The 21,266-nt window shown below is 60.1% G+C and carries 16 protein-coding genes and 1 tRNA gene; 13 read left to right on the forward strand and 4 right to left on the reverse strand.

Annotation, left to right across the window (positions count from 1 at the left end; all coding sequences use genetic code 11):
* The 10 genes from ACZ92H_RS28245 to rpoC all read left to right on the forward strand — a co-directional run.
* The coding region (locus ACZ92H_RS28245) for an EF-Tu C-terminal domain-related protein (RefSeq protein WP_019923558.1) at positions 1-149 on the forward strand (149 nt) is incomplete at its 5' end.
* 66 nt (positions 150-215) lie between these two features.
* Positions 216-291: transfer RNA gene (locus ACZ92H_RS28250), tRNA-Trp, on the forward strand.
* 32 nt (positions 292-323) lie between these two features.
* Positions 324-707, forward strand: a complete 384-nt coding sequence (gene secE, locus ACZ92H_RS28255; protein ID WP_010394308.1) for a preprotein translocase subunit SecE — start codon at positions 324-326, stop codon at positions 705-707.
* A complete protein-coding gene (nusG, locus tag ACZ92H_RS28260) occupies positions 707-1,333 on the forward strand; it encodes a transcription termination/antitermination protein NusG (RefSeq protein WP_092719293.1) in 627 nt (208 codons plus the stop codon). The genes secE and nusG overlap by 1 nt, the downstream gene beginning before the upstream one ends.
* A gap of 220 nt (positions 1,334-1,553) precedes the next feature.
* Positions 1,554-1,988: a 50S ribosomal protein L11 gene (gene rplK, locus ACZ92H_RS28265; RefSeq protein WP_034783246.1), complete on the forward strand. Its 435-nt coding sequence runs from the start codon at positions 1,554-1,556 to the stop codon at positions 1,986-1,988.
* The gene (gene rplA, locus ACZ92H_RS28270) at positions 1,988-2,683 is read left to right on the forward strand and encodes a 50S ribosomal protein L1 (RefSeq protein WP_034753134.1); all 696 of its coding nucleotides are present in this window, start codon (positions 1,988-1,990) and stop codon (positions 2,681-2,683) included. The genes rplK and rplA overlap by 1 nt, the downstream gene beginning before the upstream one ends.
* Positions 2,684-3,001: 318 nt before the next feature.
* Complete coding sequence (gene rplJ / locus ACZ92H_RS28275) at positions 3,002-3,541, forward strand: 50S ribosomal protein L10 (protein ID WP_034753621.1); 540 nt, start codon at positions 3,002-3,004, stop codon at positions 3,539-3,541.
* A gap of 67 nt (positions 3,542-3,608) precedes the next feature.
* A complete protein-coding gene (gene rplL / locus ACZ92H_RS28280) occupies positions 3,609-3,980 on the forward strand; it encodes a 50S ribosomal protein L7/L12 (protein WP_070223390.1) in 372 nt (123 codons plus the stop codon).
* 244 nt (positions 3,981-4,224) lie between these two features.
* Positions 4,225-8,331, forward strand: coding sequence for a DNA-directed RNA polymerase subunit beta (rpoB, locus tag ACZ92H_RS28285; RefSeq protein WP_092804258.1), 4,107 nt, complete (start codon positions 4,225-4,227; stop codon positions 8,329-8,331).
* Positions 8,332-8,453: 122 nt separating this feature from the next.
* The gene (gene rpoC / locus ACZ92H_RS28290) at positions 8,454-12,695 is read left to right on the forward strand and encodes a DNA-directed RNA polymerase subunit beta' (RefSeq protein ID WP_131379011.1); all 4,242 of its coding nucleotides are present in this window, start codon (positions 8,454-8,456) and stop codon (positions 12,693-12,695) included.
* Between the two features lie 251 nt (positions 12,696-12,946).
* On the opposite strand, the gene ACZ92H_RS28295 is transcribed toward rpoC, so the two are convergent.
* Positions 12,947-14,383 carry an FAD-dependent monooxygenase gene (locus ACZ92H_RS28295; RefSeq protein ID WP_465051840.1) on the reverse strand — a complete coding sequence of 479 codons (1,437 nt, stop codon included), beginning with the start codon at positions 14,381-14,383 and terminating at the stop codon, positions 12,947-12,949.
* 79 nt (positions 14,384-14,462) lie between these two features.
* On the opposite strand from ACZ92H_RS28295, the gene ACZ92H_RS28300 reads away from it, so the two are divergent.
* The 3 genes from ACZ92H_RS28300 (at position 14,463) to ACZ92H_RS28310 (ending at position 16,966) form a co-directional block, all read left to right on the forward strand.
* On the forward strand, positions 14,463-15,098 hold the full coding sequence (locus ACZ92H_RS28300) for a TetR/AcrR family transcriptional regulator C-terminal domain-containing protein (RefSeq protein ID WP_465051841.1): 636 nt from the start codon (positions 14,463-14,465) through the stop codon (positions 15,096-15,098).
* 315 nt (positions 15,099-15,413) lie between these two features.
* Positions 15,414-16,046 (forward strand): ArsR family transcriptional regulator, encoded by a 633-nt coding sequence (locus tag ACZ92H_RS28305; RefSeq protein WP_465051842.1) that lies wholly within the window; start codon positions 15,414-15,416, stop codon positions 16,044-16,046.
* A gap of 80 nt (positions 16,047-16,126) precedes the next feature.
* Positions 16,127-16,966 (forward strand): HDOD domain-containing protein, encoded by an 840-nt coding sequence (locus ACZ92H_RS28310; RefSeq protein WP_131379015.1) that lies wholly within the window; start codon positions 16,127-16,129, stop codon positions 16,964-16,966.
* 72 nt (positions 16,967-17,038) lie between these two features.
* Here ACZ92H_RS28310 and ACZ92H_RS28315 read toward each other — a convergent pair whose 3' ends face one another.
* From ACZ92H_RS28315 to ACZ92H_RS28325, 3 genes are all read right to left on the reverse strand, one after another.
* Positions 17,039-18,859, reverse strand: coding sequence for a DUF885 domain-containing protein (locus ACZ92H_RS28315; protein WP_131379007.1), 1,821 nt, complete (start codon positions 18,857-18,859; stop codon positions 17,039-17,041).
* Positions 18,860-18,989: 130 nt separating this feature from the next.
* Entirely contained in the window at positions 18,990-20,084 is a 1,095-nt protein-coding gene (locus ACZ92H_RS28320; protein WP_465051843.1) for a M48 family metallopeptidase, read from the reverse strand.
* A complete protein-coding gene (locus ACZ92H_RS28325; protein WP_465051844.1) occupies positions 20,081-21,247 on the reverse strand; it encodes an HPP family protein in 1,167 nt (388 codons plus the stop codon). Before ACZ92H_RS28325 ends, ACZ92H_RS28320 begins: the two co-directional genes overlap by 4 nt.
* Positions 21,248-21,266: the final 19 nt, after the last annotated feature.

A 21,266-nucleotide genomic window follows, 5' to 3' on the forward strand; every position in this document is an offset into this window, starting at 1 on the left:
CAGACAAAGAAATGGTCATGCCAGGCGATAACGTGTCGATCACCGTCAAGCTGATCAACCCGATCGCGATGGAAGAAGGTCTGCGCTTCGCTATCCGCGAAGGCGGCCGTACCGTCGGCGCTGGTGTGGTTGCAAAAATCATCGCATAAGGAAATGTTATGCTTCCACCCAGGGCGTCCTGGGTGGTAGAATAGCACTCCTCGAAAGTTTTACGTAGGGACGTAGCTCAATTGGCAGAGCGTCGGTCTCCAAAACCGAAGGTTGGGGGTTCGATGCCCTCCGTCCCTGCCACCGTCAAGGTGCAGGGCACCGAAAGTAGAAAAATGTCAAATCAATCCGTGCAAACCGTTAGCACGTCGAGTGACAAGATAAAAGTCGCGCTGGCAATAGTGGCTGCGATTGCAGGAGTAGTCGGGTTTTATTACCTGGCAGGCCAACCAGCTCTGGTGCGTGCAAGCGCGCTTGTGGCTGGTTTGGTTATTGCTGTTGCGCTCTTGTATGTCTCGACGACCGGCCGTGAATTTCTCAATTTCGCCAAAGAAGCTGTGCGCGAAACCAAGAAAGTCGTTTGGCCTACCCGCAAAGAAGCCACGCAGATTACCGCGATCGTGTTTGCCTTTGTGCTGGTCATGGCGATTTTCCTGTGGGGTACGGATAAATTGCTCGAGTTTTTGTTGTATGACGTAATTCTTGGTTGGAAAAAATAATGAGCGAAAATGTGCATGATGAAGCGGCGGACGAATCCGTTCCCGGCGACGCTCCGGCAGCGGATACTGGTGCAGCGCTGAGCGTGCCAGTGAGCAGCAAGCGCTGGTATGTCGTGCATGCTTATTCCGGCATGGAAAAAAGCGTCATGCGCGCATTGACCGAGCGCATCGAGCGCGCGGGCATGCAAGACCAGTTCGGCCAGATCCTCGTGCCGATCGAAGAAGTGGTTGAAGTCAAGAATGGTGTGAAGTCGGTCACCGAACGTCGTTTCTATCCTGGCTATGTGCTGGTGGAAATGGAAATGACGGACGAGAGCTGGCACTTGGTCAAGAACACCAGCAAGGTTACCGGTTTCATCGGTGGCAAATCGAACAAGCCGACGCCGATCTCCGCGCGCGAAATCGATGCCATCATGCGCCAGATGCAGGAAGGTGTTGAAAAGCCTCGTCCGAAGACCTTGTACGAAGTGGGCGAGCAAGTCCGCATCAAGGATGGCCCGTTCACCGATTTCAACGGCAATGTCGAAGAAGTCAATTACGAGAAATCCAAAGTGCGCGTCTCGGTCACCATTTTCGGCCGCGCCACTCCGGTGGAGCTCGAATTCGGCCAGGTCGAAAAAGTTTAAAGACGGTTCACAAAAACCGTAGCGAGCGGATGTGGGTTGTGGCTGAGAGGCGGAGCTGTGCGAATGCGCAGTGAGCATCGGAAGCCGTAAATCGCGCCGCGCAGTAGGTTTGAAAGCGCCACCAGGAGCGTTGCGGCAGTATCAGCAAAATCCGGTCAGAGGAGCCCCGCCAGGGTAGGATCGGCGGGGCGCTACTACTCAATCCAAGATAGGAGCCATCATGGCAAAGAAAATCATTGGTTTTATCAAGCTGCAAGTGCCAGCTGGTAAAGCAAACCCATCCCCACCAATCGGTCCAGCTCTGGGTCAACGCGGTCTGAACATCATGGAATTCTGCAAAGCGTTCAACGCGCAGACCCAAGGTATGGAACCAGGCATGCCGATCCCAGTCGTGATCACCGCGTTCGCTGACAAGTCCTTCACCTTCGTGATGAAGACGCCTCCAGCAACCTACCTGATCAAAAAAGCTGCTGCGATCACCAAAGGTTCGCCGAAGCCACATACCGACAAAGTCGGTACGCTGACCCGCGCACAAGCTGAAGAAATCGCTAAATTGAAAACCCCTGATCTGACCGCTGCCGACATGGATGCTGCTGTACGCACCATCGCTGGTTCCGCTCGTTCGATTGGTATCACGGTGGAAGGTGTTGTATAATGGCTAAGTTATCCAAACGTATCAAGGCTTTGAAAGCCAAAGTCGACCGTACCAAAGTGTACGCTTTCGACAACGCTGTCGCTCTGATCAAAGAGTGCGCAACGGCCAAGTTCAATGAATCGATCGACGTATCGGTACAACTGGGTGTTGATCCTAAGAAATCCGACCAAGTGGTGCGCGGCTCCGTCGTGCTGCCAGCTGGCACCGGCAAAACCGTACGCGTGGCTGTCTTCGCGTCGGGCGAAAAAGCTGAAGCTGCTAAAGCAGCTGGCGCCGACATCGTTGGTATGGAAGACCTGGCTGAGCAGATCAAAGCCGGCGACATGCCTTTCGATATCGTTATCGCTTCGCCAGATACCATGCGTATCGTTGGTACCCTGGGTCAGATCCTGGGCCCACGCGGCATGATGCCTAACCCGAAAGTTGGCACTGTTACTCCTGACGTCGCTACCGCCGTGAAAAACGCGAAAGCCGGTCAAGTTCAGTACCGTACCGACAAATCCGGTATCATCCACGCTACCATCGGCCGTAAATCGTTCGCTGACGCAGATCTGAAGTCGAATCTGGTCGCACTGATCGACGCCCTGAACAAAGCCAAGCCAGCATCGAGCAAAGGCGTGTACCTGCGCAAAGTTTCGCTGTCGTCGACCATGGGCGCTGGCGTCCGTGTTGACCAGGCTAGCCTGGCAGCTTAAGTAAAGAATCAAGTCCCGCGCGCCTTCGGGCGCTGCGGGCGCATCTTTGGGCTGTTTGTCCGGTGTTCGCGCCGGGCAGGCAGACAATCAAAGACCGTTGGGCCGACTGCGACCACATGTGCAGAAGGTTAATAGGCTTCCCGGCAACGGGGAGTGCCCAACGCAGATGGTGTACCCGAACAAGTTTTGTAGTCCTCATGCTGCGTGAATCCATCCGCTCAGTTTAGTACTTCTTGACTTCGGACGCCGTGTTCGAACCGATGCAAGGCGCTCAACCACTCGGTTGTGATTGCCGAACATCATTTAAGGAGGTTGACCGTGAGTCTCAATCTGAATGACAAAAAGGCCGTCGTCGCCGAAGTTTCCGCACAAGTAGCAAATGCGCAAACGATCGTCGTGGCCGAATATCGTGGCATCCAGGTTGGTCACTTGACGCAACTGCGTGCTAAAGCGCGTGCCCAAGGCGTGTACCTGCGTGTGTTGAAAAACACTCTGGCTCGTCGCTCCGTTGAAGGTACCGCATTCGCCAGCCTGGCAGATGCCATGACCGGCCCGTTGATCTACTCGATCTCGGCCGATGCCGTTGCAGCAGCTAAAGTCATCGCTGACTTCGCTAAAACCAACGACAAACTGGTCATCAAAGCAGGTAACTACGCAGGCAAGCCGCTGGATACAGCTGCTGTCACCGCGTTGGCGAGCATTCCTAGCCGTGAAGTCCTCATTTCGCAGTTGTTGGGCGTTATGCTGGCTCCGGTTTCGGGCTTTGCACGTGGTCTGGCTGCCCTGGCAGCGAAAAAAGGCGAAGGCGCCGAAGCTCCTGCAGAAGCAGCAGCAGAAGAAGCCCCAGCAGCCGCTTAATTGCGCGCGCTTTTTTCTCTCAGTACCAATCTGATGTAACTAACGTAATAAATTTAGGAGTTTCAAAATGGCAATTAGCAAAGACGATATCCTGGAAGCAGTTAGCGCCATGTCCGTAATGGACCTGAACGACCTGGTTAAAGCATTCGAAGAAAAATTCGGCGTGTCCGCAGCAGCAATGGCTTCGGCCGGTCCTGCAGCAGGCCCAGCAGCAGCTGCTGAAGAGCAAACCGAGTTCAACGTTGTGCTGGACACCTTCGGCGCAAACAAAGTTGGCGTTATTAAAGCAGTTCGCGAAATCACCGGCCTGGGCTTGAAAGAAGCTAAAGACCTGGTCGATGGCGCACCAAAAACTGTGAAAGAAGCAGTGTCGAAAGCTGACGCTGAAGCTGCAGTGAAGAAACTGGTTGAAGCCGGCGCAACCGCTTCGATGAAGTAATATCTGTACTGGCGTCAGTTAGCGCCCGAGTCAAAGTCTGAGGTTTCCCCTCGCAAGGGGGGAAATCCGACTTTGGCTCCTTTGTCGTCTGCATCGTATTTGTCATGTATTTGTAGCAGCAGTTTTTATTCGATTCAAGCCGGAAAGCAGAGCCTTGAGGTTTCGTCTGTGTCACACGCAGCGGTGCAAACGAACACTTGCAAAACCTGAATTTTCTATCCTTTCTGTCACTCACGGAGTGTCCATGCACTACTCATTTACTGAGAAGAAACGCATTCGCAAATCATTCGCGAAGCGCGCCAACGTTCACCACGTTCCGTTCCTGCTGGCGACCCAGCTCGAGTCTTATCATAGCTTCTTGCAAGAGGACATAGCACCGTCCGGCCGCAAGAATGATGGCCTGCAGTCGGCTTTCACCTCGATTTTCCCTATCGTGTCGCACAATGGTTTTGCGCGTCTCGAATTCTTGTCGTACGTTCTGGGCGATCCTGCCTTTGACGTCAAAGAATGTCAACAACGTGGCCTGACGTTCGCGTCGCCGCTGCGCGCGAAAGTGCGCCTGGTGATCCTGGACAAGGAATCGCCAACCAAGCCAGTCGTCAAAGAGATGAAGGAACAGGAAGTCTACATGGGCGAATTGCCGCTCATGACGACCACCGGTTCGTTCGTCATCAACGGCACGGAGCGGGTTATCGTTTCCCAGCTGCACCGTTCGCCTGGCGTGTTCTTCGAGCACGACCGCGGCAAGACCCACTCGTCCGGCAAGCTGCTGTTCTCCGCGCGTATCATTCCTTACCGCGGTTCGTGGCTGGACTTCGAGTTCGACCCGAAAGACATCCTGTTCTTCCGCGTCGACCGCCGCCGCAAGATGCCAGTGACGATCCTGCTCAAAGCCATCGGCATGTCGCATGAGCAAATCCTGGCGAACTTCTTCGTCTTCGACAATTTCAACCTGCGCTCCGAAGGCGCGGAAATGGAATTCGTCTCCGAGCGTCTGCGCGGCGAAGTGGCGCGTTTCGACATCGTCGACAAGTCGGGCAAGACCCTGGTGCTGAAAGACAAGCGTATCAACGCCAAGCACGTGCGTGATATCGAAGCTGCCGGCATCAAGCACATTTCCGTACCGGAAGACTACCTGCTGGGCCGCGTATTGGCGAAGAATATCGTCGATGGCGACACCGGCGAAGTCGTCGCTTCCGCGAACGATGAGCTGACCGAAGACCTGCTGGGCCGCCTGCGCGATGCCAACGTGTCCGAAATCCAGACCTTGTATACCAACGACCTGGATCAAGGCGCCTACATCTCGCAAACCCTGCGTATCGACGACACCGCCGATCAGATGGCCGCGAAAGTGGCGATCTACCGCATGATGCGTCCAGGCGAACCGCCAACGGAAGATTCCGTTGAAGCGCTGTTCAACGGCCTGTTCTACAACTCGGACCGCTACGACCTGTCGGCCGTGGGCCGCATGAAGTTCAACCGCCGCATTGGCCGCGATGAACTGACGGGCGCCATGACGCTGTCGAACGAAGACGTGCTGGCCGTGATCAAGATCCTGGTGGAACTGCGCAATGGCCGCGGCGAAGTCGACGATATCGATCACCTGGGTAACCGTCGCGTGCGTTGCGTGGGCGAACTGGCTGAGAATCAATTCCGCGCCGGCCTGGTGCGTGTTGAGCGCGCCGTCAAGGAACGCCTCGGCCAAGCCGAAGCGGACAACCTGATGCCGCATGACCTGATCAACTCGAAGCCGATTTCGGCCGCGATTCGCGAGTTCTTCGGTTCGTCGCAGCTGTCGCAGTTCATGGACCAAACCAATCCTCTGTCGGAAATTACCCACAAGCGCCGCGTATCGGCTCTGGGACCCGGCGGTCTGACTCGCGAACGCGCCGGCTTTGAAGTGCGCGACGTGCATCCGACCCACTACGGCCGCGTCTGCCCGATCGAGACACCGGAAGGTCCGAACATTGGTCTGATCAACTCGCTGGCTCTGTACGCCCGCCTGAATGAATACGGCTTCCTGGAAACCCCGTACCGCAAGGTCGAAGGCTCCAAGATTACCGATCAGATCGACTACCTGTCCGCCATCGAAGAAGGCCGCTACATCATCGCTCAGGCGAATGCGACCATCAACGACGAAGGCATGCTGTCCGATGAACTGGTCTCGGCCCGTGAAGCCGGCGAAACCATCCTGGTATCCCCAGAGCGCATCCAGTACATGGACGTGGCGCCGGGCCAGATCGTTTCCGTCGCTGCCTCGCTGATTCCGTTCCTCGAACACGATGATGCGAACCGCGCATTGATGGGCGCCAACATGCAACGCCAGGCCGTGCCTTGCTTGCGTCCGGAAAAAGCGCTGGTCGGTACCGGTATCGAACGCACCGTTGCGGTCGACTCGGGCACCACCGTGCAAGCGCTGCGTGGCGGTATCGTCGATTACATCGATGCGGGCCGTGTGGTAATTCGCGTGAACGATGACGAAGCGCAAGCTGGTGAAGTGGGCGTCGACATCTACAACCTGATCAAGTACACCCGTTCGAACCAGAACACCAACATCAACCAGCGTCCTATCGTGCAAGTGGGCGACCGTGTTGCCAAGCGCGACGTGATCGCCGACGGCGCATCGACCGACCTGGGTGAATTGGCGCTGGGCCAGAACATGACCGTGGCCTTCATGCCATGGAATGGTCTGAACTTCGAAGATTCGATCCTGATCTCGGAAAACGTCGTCAAGGACGACCGCTACACCTCGATTCACATCGAAGAGTTGTCGGTGGTGGCCCGTGACACGAAACTGGGCGCGGAAGAAATTACGCGCGACATCTCGAACCTGGCGGAAAACCAGCTGGCTCGTCTGGATGAATCCGGTATCGTCTACATCGGCGCGGAAGTGCAAGCCGGCGACACCCTGGTTGGTAAAGTGACGCCAAAAGGCGAAACCCAGCTGACCCCGGAAGAGAAGCTGCTGCGCGCGATTTTCGGCGAAAAAGCTTCGGACGTGAAAGACACGTCGCTGCGCGTGCCTTCGGGCATGATCGGTACCGTGATCGACGTACAAGTCTTCACCCGTGAAGGCATCGTGCGCGACAAGCGTGCCCAGCAAATTATCGATGACGAACTGAAACGCTTCCGTCTGGACTTGAACGACCAGATGCGTATCGTGGAAGGCGATGCCTTCCAGCGTCTGGAAAAAATGCTGATCGGCAAAGTTGTCAACGGTGGCCCTAAAAAGCTGTCGAAAGGCGCCAAGATCACCAAGGAATACCTGGCCGATCTGGACAAGTACCACTGGTTCGACATCCGCCCTGCGGACGACGATGCAGCGGTCGCGCTGGAAGCGATCAAGGAATCGATCAACGAGAAGCGTCACCAGTTCGATCTGGCCTTTGAAGAGAAGCGCAAGAAACTGACGCAAGGCGATGAGCTGCAACCAGGCGTGCAAAAAATGGTCAAGGTGTACCTGGCCGTGAAACGCCGCCTGCAGTCGGGCGACAAGATGGCAGGTCGCCACGGTAACAAGGGTGTGGTTTCCCGTATTGTTCCCGTGGAAGACATGCCATACATGGCCGACGGCACGCCAGCCGACGTTGTGCTGAACCCGCTGGGCGTTCCTTCGCGGATGAACGTTGGTCAGATTCTCGAGACGCACTTGGGCTGGGCTGCCAAGGGTCTGGGTATCCGCATCGGCGAAATGCTGAAGGCGCAAACCAAGGTCGAGCAAGTGCGCAAGTACCTGACGACGATCTACAACGACAACGGCCGTGCCGAAGAGCTGAACGACTTCGACGACGAAGAGATCATGAAGCTGGCGGAAAACCTGAAAAAAGGTGTTCCATTCGCCACGCCAGTGTTCGACGGCGCCAATGAAGAAGAGATCCGTCGCATGCTGGACCTGGCGTATCCGGACGACATCGCCAAGAACCTGGGCATGACCGCATCGAAGAACCAGGTGACCATGTATGACGGTCGCACCGGCGAAGCCTTCGAGCGCAAGGTCACTGTCGGCGTCATGCACATGCTGAAACTGCATCACTTGGTGGATGACAAGATGCATGCGCGTTCGACCGGTCCTTACTCGCTGGTGACGCAACAGCCACTGGGCGGTAAAGCCCAGTTCGGTGGTCAGCGTTTCGGTGAGATGGAAGTCTGGGCACTGGAAGCGTATGGCGCGTCGTATGTCTTGCAAGAGATGTTGACCGTCAAGTCCGATGACGTGAATGGCCGTACCAAAGTGTACGAGAACCTCGTCAAGGGCGACCACGTGATCGACGCCGGCATGCCGGAATCGTTCAACGTGCTGGTCAAGGAAATCCGTTCGCTGGGTATCGATATCGACCTCGAACGCAACTAAACGACAGGCTTATTGACCCAATAAGCGTCATTTGGTTTGGGAAACACAAAGCCCGGCTGGGAAACCATGCCGGGCAATGTAGTCTCAGGAATATAGAAATTTAATCACCTCTGGAGTGATACATGAAAGCACTGCTCGATCTATTCAAGCAAGTACAGACCAACGAGACCTTCGATGCAATCAAGATCGGTCTCGCTTCGCCTGAGAAAATCCGTTCGTGGTCCTACGGCGAAGTCAAAAAGCCGGAAACCATCAACTACCGTACCTTCAAGCCCGAGCGCGACGGCCTGTTCTGCGCCAAGATCTTTGGCCCGATCAAGGATTACGAATGCCTGTGCGGCAAGTACAAGCGCCTGAAACACCGCGGCGTGATCTGCGAAAAGTGCGGCGTCGAAGTCACGCTGGCCAAGGTGCGCCGCGAGCGCATGGGCCACATCGAGCTGGCCTCGCCTACCGCGCACATCTGGTTCCTGAAATCGCTGCCGTCGCGTCTGGGCATGGTCCTGGACATGACCCTGCGGGACATCGAACGCGTGCTGTACTTTGAAGCATACGTCGTGACCGATCCAGGCATGACCCCGCTGAAGAAGTGCCAGATCATGTCGGAAGACGACTACGCCGCCAAGTACGAAGAGTACGGCGACGACTTCACCGCCTTCATGGGCGCCGAAGGTATCCGTGAACTGCTGCGCTCGATCGACATCCACCGCGATGCCGAAACCCTGCGCGTGGAACTGAAGGAATCGAAATCCGAAGCCAAGATCAAGAAATACGCGAAGCGCCTGAAAGTGCTGGAAGCGTTCCAACGTTCGGGCATCAAGCCTGACTGGATGATCATGGAAGTGCTGCCAGTGCTGCCGCCGGAACTGCGTCCGCTGGTACCGCTGGACGGTGGCCGTTTCGCGACCTCGGATCTGAACGATCTGTATCGCCGCGTCATCAACCGTAACAACCGTCTGAAACGCCTGATGGAGCTGCGCGCTCCAGAGATCATCACGCGCAACGAAAAGCGCATGCTGCAGGAAGCAGTCGACTCGCTGCTGGACAACGGCCGTCGCGGCAAAGCGATGACCGGCGCCAACAAGCGTCCGCTGAAATCGCTGGCAGAGATGATCAAGGGCAAGGGCGGCCGTTTCCGTCAAAACTTGCTGGGCAAACGCGTCGATTACTCCGGTCGTTCGGTCATCGTCGTGGGCCCGCAATTGAAACTGCATCAGTGCGGCTTGCCGAAACTGATGGCGCTGGAACTGTTCAAGCCATTCATTTTCAATAAACTGGAACTGATGGGCCTGGCAACCACGATCAAGGCGGCGAAAAAGCTGGTCGAGATCCAGGAACCGGTCGTGTGGGACATCCTGGAAGACGTGATCCGTGAACATCCGATCATGTTGAACCGCGCACCGACGCTGCACCGTCTGGGTATCCAGGCGTTCGAGCCAGTCCTGATCGAAGGCAAGGCCATCCAGCTGCACCCGCTCGTCTGCGCCGCATTCAACGCCGACTTTGACGGTGACCAAATGGCGGTCCACGTTCCTCTGTCGATCGAAGCGCAGATGGAAGCACGCACCCTGATGCTGGCATCGAACAACATCCTGTTCCCATCGAACGGCGAACCGTCGATCGTGCCTTCGCAGGATATCGTGCTGGGTCTGTACTACGCGACCCGCGAAGCGATCAATGCGAAGAACGAAGGGATGATGTTCCCTGACGTGTCGGAAGTGATCCGCGCCTACGACAACAAGGAAGTCGAACTGACGACCCGCGTGACCGTGCGTATTACCGAATACCCGAAAAACGCCGAAACGGGCGAATTCGAAAAAACGGTGACCCGCTACGAAACGACGATCGGCCGTGCGATCCTGTCGGAAATTCTGCCGAAAGGCCTGCCGTTCTCCGTTCTGAACCGCGCGCTGAAAAAGAAAGAAATTTCCAAGCTGATCAACACGTCGTTCCGCAAGTGCGGCCTGCGCGCCACCGTGGTGTTCGCAGACAAACTGATGCAATCGGGTTTCCGCCTGGCGACACGCGCCGGTATCTCGATCTGCGTCGACGACATGCTGGTACCGCCTCAAAAAGTCACCCTGATCGCGACGGCCGAATCGGAAGTCAAGCAGATCGAGCAGCAGTACGCTTCGGGTCTGGTGACCGCCGGCGAGCGTTACAACAAGGTCGTCGATATCTGGGGCAAGACCTCCGATGAAGTCGGCAAGGCCATGATGGACCAGCTGAAAGTCGAAGACGTGATCCGCCGCGATGGCACCAAGTCGACGCAAGAATCGTTCAACGCCATTTACATGATGGCCGACTCCGGCGCGCGCGGTTCCGCAGCCCAGATTCGCCAGTTGGCCGGTATGCGTGGTCTGATGGCCAAACCGGATGGCTCGATTATCGAAACGCCGATTACCGCGAACTTCCGCGAAGGTCTGAACGTTTTGCAGTACTTCATTTCGACCCACGGTGCGCGTAAAGGTCTGGCCGATACGGCGCTGAAAACGGCGAACTCCGGTTACCTGACGCGTCGTCTGGTCGACGTGACGCAAGACTTGGTGGTGATCGAGGACGATTGCGGCACCCTGAACGGCGCCGTCATGAAGGCACTGGTCGAAGGTGGTGAAGTCATCGAACCGTTGCGTGACCGTATCCTCGGCCGCGTGGTGGTGCATGACGTCGTCAATCCTGAAACCCAGGAAACGCTGTACGAAGCCGGCACCCTGATGGACGAAGACATGGTCGAAGAGATCGAGCGTCTGTCCATCGATGAAGTCAAGGTACGCACGCCACTGACTTGCGACACGCGCTTCGGCCTGTGCGCCAAGTGCTATGGCCGCGACCTGGGCCGCGGCATGCTGGTCAACGCCGGCGAAGCCGTCGGTGTGGTGGCAGCGCAGTCGATTGGTGAGCCGGGTACCCAGCTGACCATGCGTACGTTCCACATTGGTGGTGCGGCATCGCGTGCGGCAGTGGCATCGTCGGTGGAAGCCAAGTCGAACGGTACCATCCGCTTCACGGCAACCATGCGTTACGTGACGAACGGCAAGGGCGCGCAAATCGTCATTTCCCGTTCCGGCGAAGTGCTGATCACCGACGACCATGGCCGTGAGCGTGAGCGTCATAAAGTACCGTACGGTGCGACCCTGATCGTCAAGGACGGCATGGTCATCAAGGCCGGTACGGCCCTGGCAACGTGGGATCCGCTGACCCGTCCGATCATTACCGAATACGCCGGTCAAGTGCGTTTCGAGAACGTCGAAGAAGGCGTCACCGTGGCCCGTCAGGTCGACGAAGTGACCGGTCTGTCCACCCTGGTGGCGATCGATGCGAAGCGTCGCGGTTCGTTGACGAAAACGCTGCGTCCGCAAGTCAAGCTGATCAACGACGCGAACGAAGAAGTCAAGATCGCCGGCACCGAACACTCGGTGGCGATCGGCTTCCAGGTCGGCGCGCTGATCATGGTGAAAGACGGTCAACAGGTATCGGTGGGTGAAGTGCTGGCACGTATCCCGACCGAATCGCAAAAAACGCGCGATATTACCGGTGGTCTGCCACGCGTTGCGGAACTGTTCGAAGCGCGCTCGCCGAAAGATGCCGGCATGCTGGCGGAAGTCACGGGTACGGTTGCGTTCGGTAAAGAAACCAAGGGCAAGCAGCGTCTGGAAATCACGGACATGGACGGCAACAAGCATGAGTTCCTGATCACCAAGGACAAGCAAGTGCTGGTGCATGACGGCCAAGTCGTGAACAAGGGCGAGATGATCGTGGACGGCCCGGCCGATCCGCAAGACATCCTGCGCCTGCTGGGTATCGAAGCGCTGGCACGTTACATCGTTGACGAAGTGCAAGACGTGTACCGTCTGCAAGGCGTGAAGATCAATGACAAGCACATTGAAGTGATCGTGCGTCAGATGCTGCGCCGCGTGCAGATCGTCAATGCCGGCGACACCAACTACATCGTTGGCGAGCAGGTGGAACGTTCGGAACTGCTGGACGAGAACGATCGCATGGCCGTTGAGAACAAGATTCCAGCGACCTACGAAAACGTCTTGCTGGGTATTACCAAGGCATCGCTGTCGACCGATTCGTTCATCTCGGCCGCATCGTTCCAGGAAACCACCCGCGTGCTGACCGAAGCGGCGATCATGGGCAAGCGCGATGGTCTGCGCGGCCTGAAAGAGAACGTCATCGTCGGCCGTCTGATTCCTGGCGGTACGGGCCTGGCCTTCCACCGCGCACGCAAAGAGAAAGAAGCGTGGGAAGTGGAAGAGCGTCAAGCGCTGCTGCTGGCCGAGAAAGCCTCGCTGGCTGGCGAAGCTGCCGAAGCCTTGCAGGATATCGAAATCCAGCAACACCACGGCGACGAAGCGTAATCTACGCGACTAGCTGACAAGAACGGCACCTTCGGGTGCCGTTTTTTTATGCGCGCTCCTGAAACCTTCCACCGCATGCGCAAAGCGCAAGCCGCCATGTGGCGCCGGTGTTCCGCGCGCATCTGGCGCGGCGCGGGGGCTGTCCATGCCCGCCGCCGCTGCCACATCACCGATGTCAGGCTGATGCGCGCCGCGCTGGCAACACGCCAGCCCCCCCCCAAACCGCGACCGCCCGCCTTTAGCTGGCGTGATCAGCTGGCGGCATCGATATAGCCGTCCGGCCGTATCAGGATGCTGGCCAGGCCGGCCATCTGCGGGGGCAGCGCCCTGACTTTCAAGGCGGTGAGCCAGGCACGCTCGAAACCGAAGGGCGGCGTGCCAGGCGCGTCGCCGATCACCAGGTGCAGCCATTTGCCGGCATGCAGCAATTCGTGGATGCCCACGGCCGTGCCGTCGGCCAGGCGCAGCAGCCAGTCGGGGGCGCGCCGGCCGGTCCAGTCCGTGCTGCCCGTGCTGGAGGCCAGCGGCGCCGCATAGCGCAGGCCGAAGCCCGACAGGTCGCTGGCCATTTTGCGGTTCAGTTCGGGCTGCGCCAGCATGTCGCTGACACTGGCACGCAAGGCCAGCGTGTGCGGATCAAAACGCGTCAGCAAGGCCGTCTGCGCCAGGGTATTGTGCTGCAGCGCCAGGCCCACCGGGTGGCGCTCCGCGTGGTAGCTGTCGAGCAGGCTGTCCGGCGCATGCCCCTTGATTACGCCAGCCAGTTTCCAGCCCAGGTTCATCGCATCCTGCATGCCCACGTTCATGCCCTGGCCGCCCGCCGGCATGTGGATGTGGGCGGCATCGCCGGCCAGGAAGATGCGGCCCTGGCGGTAGTGGCGCGCCAGCCGCGTTTCGTCGCCAAAGCGCGATAGCCAGACGGGAGCATGCAAGCCGAAGTCGTGGCCGGCGATGGCTGTGCTCACGTGTGACAATTCTTCCAGCGTGGCCGCGTCCGTGGCCGGGACATGCGGGCGCTGCGCATTCATGACGATGACGCGATGGCGGCCGTCGCCCAGCGGCACCATCATCAGGCTGCCCGCCGCGTTGGTGAGCGCCAGCGCGGGCGAGGCGGGCGGGTGACGCAGCAGCACGTCGCCCATGAGCATGCTGCAAGTGGCCGCCACGCCGTCGAAGGCGATGCCCGCCTGCTGGCGCACCGGGCTGCGGCCGCCGTCGGCGCCGATCACATACTGCGCGCGCAGGCTGAAGCGTTCGTCGCCGGACGTGCCGGAGACCATGACGCCGTGCCCATCCTGTTGCACGTCGTCGACCAGCGCGCCGCGCACGACGGCCGCGTCTTCTTCCAGCAGGCGCTCCTCCAGCAGGCGTTCGGTGGTACTTTGCGGCAAGAACAAGGTGTAGGGGTGGGGCGAGTCGAAGCCGGAAAAATCGAGGCGGCTATCGAGGCCGGCAAAATGCCCGCTGGAGAGCGGCTTGCCCAACGCAGTGAAGCGCTGGTCCAGGCCCCGCAAACCCAGCATTTCCAGCGTGCGGCCATGGATGGTCAGCGCGCGCGACTGCGCGGTCCGCTCCGCGCGCCGTTCCAGCACGGCCACGTGGATGCCCGCCAGGCGCAGTTCGCAGGCGAGGGTCAGGCCCACGGGGCCGGCCCCGACAATGAGTACTTCGGTGTGCGTGTTGTACATGAGATGTCAATCTAACGTTGTTAGTCTGCGTAAAATGGTAAACTAACGCCGTTAGAGTTTCAAGGAAAATACATACAAAATGAAAATTCAACGCGAAGCCGTCGTGGCCAAGGCGCTCGATTTACTCGATGAGGTGGGCATCGAGGGCTTGACCATGCGCCGCCTGGCCGATGCCATGGACATCAAGGCTGCCTCGTTGTACTGGCATTTTGCGAACAAGCAGGCTTTGCTCGACGGCATGGCCGATATGTTGATCCAGGACGTGGCGCGCAGCATCGATACGCATGCCGGCTGGGACGCGCAGATACGCCAGGTGGCGGCGCAATTGCGCCAGGCCCTGGCCGCGCGGCGCGATGGCGTGCGCGTGTTTGGCGGCAGCTATGTGATCTCGGACAATGTGTTTCGCGTGGCCGAAGCATTCATCGGGTGCATGCGTCTGGGCGGCGCCTCGGAGAAACTGGCCAGCCTGAATACTTTTACGCTTTTATATTATGTGCTTGGTTTTGTCATGGAAGCGGAAGGGGGCGGGCCTGATAATTCCTTCCAGCAGGGATTGGCGGCACGGCGCGATGAGTTTGCCGTCATGGCCGCGGAACGTTATCCCCATGTATTCGCTGCAATGGAAACTATTTTTGATAGCCCCCTCGATTTGCGTTTTGATACTGGCATCGATGTGATTATCCTGGGCTTGCAGGAAAAAATAAAAGCGGGCTGATCTTTATTGCCGCCGCGCGCGATTTGCCTGGCAATGCGCGCCGGCCCCGTGATGCCGGAGCATGACGTTCGGCCGGTGCCTGGCGCCCGCGCCGGCATGGCCGTGATGCTGTCTTGCCCCATGCCTGGTGGGCGCTCACTCCCTTCATGCCGCGCTATCCTCTTCCTTGCAGTGACTCGCTGGCGGTCCCGTGTCATGCACCCGGCCGGCAGCGTCCCGCAGCGCTGTCCGGTTGCAGCAAGGCACTGTGGTACCGCTTTCCTCCTGTGTGCGCAGCGCGCCAATTGTCAGTTTATTCATGCTAAGATTTGGCATATGATTGCCCAGGCCCTGTTTACTCCCGCCCAGCAGAAACTGCTGGGATTGCTCTTTGTCCGCGTGAATGAAGGCTTCCACTTGAACGAGATCATGCGCCTGACGGGCATGGGCAGCGCGTCCGCGCAGCGCGAACTGCGCCGCCTGCACGACGCCGGCCTGATCACGTCCGAGCGCATCGGCAACGTGCGGCGCTTCTGGCCGAACAAGGAAAGCCTCGTGTATCCGGAATTGAGCGGCCTGGTGCAAAAGACATTCGGCCTTGTCGGCGTGCTCAGCACCACCCTGGCGTCCCAGCGCGCGCAATGGCAGCTGGCCTTCGTGTATGGCGCCACGGCAAAGGGGCAGGATATGCCCGGCGGTCCCATCGATCTGCTGCTGGTGGCGGAAGAGGCCAATTATGGCGACCTGCTGACGGGATTGGCGCCAGCCGAGCGAACCTTGCGGCGTAAAATCAATCCCAACTTATATACGCTGGCCGATTATCGGCGCCGCCTGCGCGAAGGCCAGCCATTCCTGTTGCAGGTATTGCAGCAGCCTAAGCTGTTTGTCATTGGCGATGAATTGATTCTGCAAGCGATGGCATTAAATGAGGACGCCTTGTCGTTGAATGGCGCACCCCCGGTATTTTAAAAGAAGTGGTCCGGTATTCAATTTCTGCTATAAAGTGAAATTGTTTGCTGAAATAATATCTGAGGCGGATTGATTGTATGATGAATAAATTACAGGCATTCGGCTTGATTGTTTCCCAGGCGGTGCGCGGGGAATTGACGTTTCCCACCAGCGTGAATTCCGCCTTGCAATTACAGCTGGCCCTGGCCGAGCCAGATTGCCATATCGACCATGCCATCAAGCTGGTGCTGGCCGAACCCTTGCTGGCGGCGCGCACGGTGGCCTTGGCCAACTCGGCTGTCTATAGCCGCGGCGATGCGGCGCCCGTCACCAGCGTGCGCGCCGCCGTCATGCGCATGGGCTACCGCAACCTGTATGCGCTGGTGGCCGCCATGGTGGTGCGCCAGTTCGGCAGCAAGATCATCGATCCTGCCCTGCGCCAGAAGGCGACCCAGCTGTGGGAGCATACGGCGCACGTGGCCGCGCTGGCCCACGTGATTGCCCGCCGCGTCACGCATGTCGATGCCGACACGGCGCTGTTCGCTGGCATCGTGCATGAAGTGGGGGGCTTTTACCTGCTGTCGCGCGCCGACGAGTTTCCCGGCCTGCTCGATGACGATGCCGACCACTGGATGGAATCGGCCGAGGAAATCATTTCCCGCGAAGTCATGAAGAAGCTGCACATCCCGCTGGCCGTCAGCGAAGCCATCGAAGGCTTGCGCGACGGACTGCTGTCGATCCCGCCCGATTCCCTGCTCGACACCTTGTTGCTGGCCAAGCAGCTCTCGCCCGTGGCTTCGCCCTTGCAGGCGACGTTCGTGGAAATGCTCACGCCCTCCGATTCCGTCATCGATTTTATTATCGACAACGAGACCCTGCAGAGCATCCTGGCCGAATCGGCCGAGGAAGTGCATTCCATGAGCGCCGCGCTGCTGGTGTAGCCGCCAGCATTGCCGGCCAAAAAAAACGGCAGCCCGTTCAGGCGCTGCCGTTTTGCCGTCCAGCCGCGCCGCTTACTTCTGCTGCGCGATCCAGCGGTCGACTTTGGCTTCCAGCAGTTTCAAGGGCAGGGTGCCGTCGCCGAGGACGACTTCATGGAACTTCGGCAGGCTGAACTTGTCGCCGAGCGCCTGCTGCGCGCGCTGGCGCAGTTCGATGATCTTCAAGGCGCCGATCTTGTAGCCCAGCGCCTGGCCGGGCCAGGCCATGTAGCGTTCCGTTTCGCTCTTCGCCACGGCGTCGTAGCCGAGGGTGTCGCGCATGTACTTGATCGTCTGCTCGCGCGTCCAGCCCTTGCTATGCAAGCCCGTGTCGACCACCAGGCGCACGGCGCGCAGCATCTCGTCGTTCAAATGGCCGAAATATTGGGCCGGATCGTCGAACAGGCCCATTTCTTTGCCCAGGGTTTCCGCATACAGGGCCCAGCCTTCCGTGAAGGCATTGTTGCCGCCGAAGCGGCGGAAGTTCGGCAAGTCCATCTCTTGCACCAGCGCCAGGTGGAAGTGGTGGCCCGGCTTGCCTTCGTGCAGGAACAGGGTGGTCATGCCCGTGTCGCCATATTGCTTCGGATCCGTGACGACGGACCAGAACACGCCCGGACGCGACCCATCGGCGGCGGGCGCCGTGTAGTGGTCGGCGGCCGTGTCGCGGCTCAGTTCAGGTTCCAGGCGCAAGTCCAGCGGCGCTTTCGGCACCAGGGTGAACAGGGCCGGCAATTTGCTGTCGAGCAGCACGTTGAGCTTGCGGTAGACGTCCAGCACTTCCTGTTCCGTCTTGAACGGGCGGTACTTGGCCTGCTCCGAGACCCATACGGGCAAGCCGGCGGCCGGGCCGTTGTAGCCCATCTTCGGTCCGACGATGGCATATTGTTCCTGGATGCGCGCCACTTCGCGCAAGCCGATGGCGTGGATCTGCTCCGGCTGCATGTCCGTGGTGGTGCTGCTGGCAACGCGCGCCTGGTACCAGGCGGCACCATCGGGCAGGGCGCTCCAGCCGCTGCTGCTGCGGCCCGCCGGCAGGTAATCCTGCTCCATGAACGTGGCCAGGCGCTGCAGGGCCGGCATCAGCTTGGCTTCGATGATGACGGTGTAGGTTTGCGTCAAACGCTCCTTGTCGGCCGGCGAAAAACTGGCCGGCAAGTTCTTGATGGGCGTGTAGTAGACGCTAGCCTGCGGCGTGGCGCTGACGAGTTTTTTAAATTGCGGCAGCGCCGATTCCGTCAGCGCCTTCGGCAGCACGATTCCCTTTTGCATGCCGACCTTCATGTTGGCGATGGCCTGGTCTATCCAGCCCGGCAACTGGCCGATACGGCTCAGGTAAGCATCGTATTCCTTGACCGTGGTCAGCGGTTGCGATGCTTCGCCGCCCGCATAATTGGCCAGGGTGACGGGCATGCTGTCCATCTGGTTCAGCGGCAGCAGGTATTCCGGGAAACGCTCGAAGCTCAGCGCCGTGGCCAGTTCATAGTCGAGGATGTCGTAGTTGATCTGGTCTTGCTGCGACAACTGGGCGCGGGCGATGGCGCGCAGGGTTTTCTGGTACTGGCGGTACAGGGCAAATTGTTTCGCGCGCGCGGCGGGCACGATGGCGGAACCGAGTTGGTCGTCAAAACGGTTGTCGCCGCTCTCGGTGGCGTTGATCGGCTCGAAGCGGGCTTGCGCATCGTAATACTGGTCGGCCAGCACTTGCAGCTGCTGCCTGGCCTTGGGGGCGCTGACCGCGGGCGCGACGGCGGCCTTGGCTGCGGGCTGGGCCGCTTGCGCCAGCGGGGCATGGGCGAGTAACAGGGAGACGGCCAGGGTGCCGAGGGTGCCGGCGGCAAAACGATGCTTCATGCGCGATATCCTTTGTAAGGAAGTGAACGGGGGCGTAGCGAGGTCGGGGTGGCCGCTCGCGAAGGAACAGCCGGGGCGTAAGCATACGCCATTGCCCAGTGCGTTTGGACAGTGTCTGGAGGGAATGTTGCTATTTTGCCGACGGCAGGGCCGCCTGCATGGCTTGCCAGTGGTCGCTGGACAATGGCAGACAGGCAGGGCAGGGCGTGGCGGCGATCAGAGCGCGGATCTGCTGCGCGCGCGCCGCCGTTTGCGGGTGCGAGGAAATCCAGCCGGGCACTTCCCCCTTGTCCTCGCCACCGAGCTTCTGGAAAAAGGTCAGCATGCCATCGGGATGAATGCGCGCGCGCTGCAGCGCCTGCAGGCCCAGGCGGTCCGCCTCTTCTTCCATGTCGCGGCTGAAATACAGGGTGCCTGCCTGGTGCGCCAGCATGGCGGCCACGGCGCTGATGTCGCCGATGGTCACGCCCACCAGCGCGCCCCAGCCCAGGCTGCTGATCATTTGCCGCAGCGAGTGGCGCTGCTCCACGTGCTGCACTTCATGGGCCAGCACGCCGGCCAGCTCGCCCGGATCCCGCGCCTGGCGCAGCAAGCCCGTGTGCACGACGATGATGCCGCCAGGCATGGCAAACGCGTTGATGCTCTCGTCCTGCTTGACCAGCCAGCGGTAGGTGTAGCGCGAACCGGCCGTCAGCTTCTGGCCGATATCCCGCACCGTTTGCTGTGCCGTGCCGGTCTCGATGAGGCCGCCCTGCGCCCGCACTTGGGCCAGGGCCAGTTCGCCCAGCTGCTGCTCCGTCGACAGGGGGATGAGTCCCGCCAGCGCGCTGACGGCGTTGCCGCCCTGCCACCACAACAAAGCGGCGGCGGCGACGCCCGCGCCCGTCAAGCCGGCCAGCCAGCCCGACACTTGCCGCCGGTTGCGCTGGCGCCCGCCCCACAGGCGCTGCAGCTGCGGCTGCAGCACGGCCGGCGCTTCCGCCAGCACGATGGCGATGTCATCGGCGGAGAGTGGCTTGAGCGACGCTTGCCGGCCTTGTCCGTCGAGCCAGTTCAGGAACAGTTCCGGTCCGTCGACGCCGCCCACGCTGACGATCAGCTGGGCCACGTCGATGGGGGAGCCGGGCGCATCGACGAGCAGCTGGGCGCCAAAGAAATGCGCGCTGACGGCGGTGCCGGCGGAGTCGCCGTCGGGAACCTGCAGCAGGGCCCGGAATGGCGTCATGCGGCCGCCTCGGCAAAGCGGCTTTCGTACAGGGCCGCCATCAGGTCGGACTGGCTGATGATGCCGGCCAGGCGCTCGTCGTCGTCGAGGATGGGAATATGGTGGTAGCCGGCGTCGGCCATCAGGGGCACCAGGTCGATGATGGGCGTGCCCAGGCGCGCCGTGTGCGGCGAGGGCGTCATCAGTTGCCCCACCACTTCCGGCTTGTCGCTGTGCGACAGGCCGCTGCGCTGCAGGAGGCTGCGCAGGCGCTGGCGCATGCCCTGGTAATCGTCCAGGCCGCCATGGCGCAAAAAATCCGTTTGCGTGATGATGCCGATGACGCGGCGCGCCCGGTTGACGACGGGCAGGGCGCCCACCTCGTGCTCGCGCATGGTGCGCCAGGCTACGTCGAGCGGCGTGCCGAATTCGACGCTGAGCACGTCCTTCGACATGATGTCGGCGCACGTCACCACGCCGAAGCGGCGCTGGTAGGCGCGCATTTCCGTTTGCAAAAAGATGGCTTGCAGATCGTCGCGGCTGATGTCGAGCACTTCGCCATGCTGGCGCAGCACGGCATCGAGGTCGTCCGGCGTAAAGCCCAGGCGCGTGCTGGGCACGGCATCCGTGGTGGCGTGCGGATGCGGCGCTGCCAATTGTTGGGTGTGCGGATAGCGGCGTCCCGTCAGGTTGTTGTACAGCACGGCGCAGGCGACCAGCACGGCCGAATTGAACAGCACGGTGATGAAGACGAACTCGAAACCGGCCGCATGCACGCTGGCGCCGCCCACCACGGTGGTGAGCGCCACGGCGCCGCCCGGCGGATGCAAACAGCGCAGGGCAAACATGGCGCCGATGGCCAGGCAGGCGGCCAGCGCGGCCACGCCCACGCTGGGTCCCAGCCATTTCACGCAGGCCACGCCCACCAGGCCGGAGACGACGTTGCCGCCTACCACGGACCACGGTTGCGCCAGCGGGCTGGCCGGCAGGCAGAACAGCAGCACGGCCGAGGCGCCCATGGGGGCGATCAGGTAGACGCTGGCGCTGTCGGGGGCCAGCAGGAAATGGCAGATGAGTCCAGTGAGCAGCAAGCCGCAGATGGCGCCCGCACAGGCGCGCGCTTGTTCGCGGCGGCTGCCGTTGTTCGGTTGCGGCAGCCAGCGTGCCAGGAAAGAAGTCGTCATGATGGGGAGGGCGCGTTCC

It is taken from the genome of Janthinobacterium foliorum, from assembly GCF_978021625.1.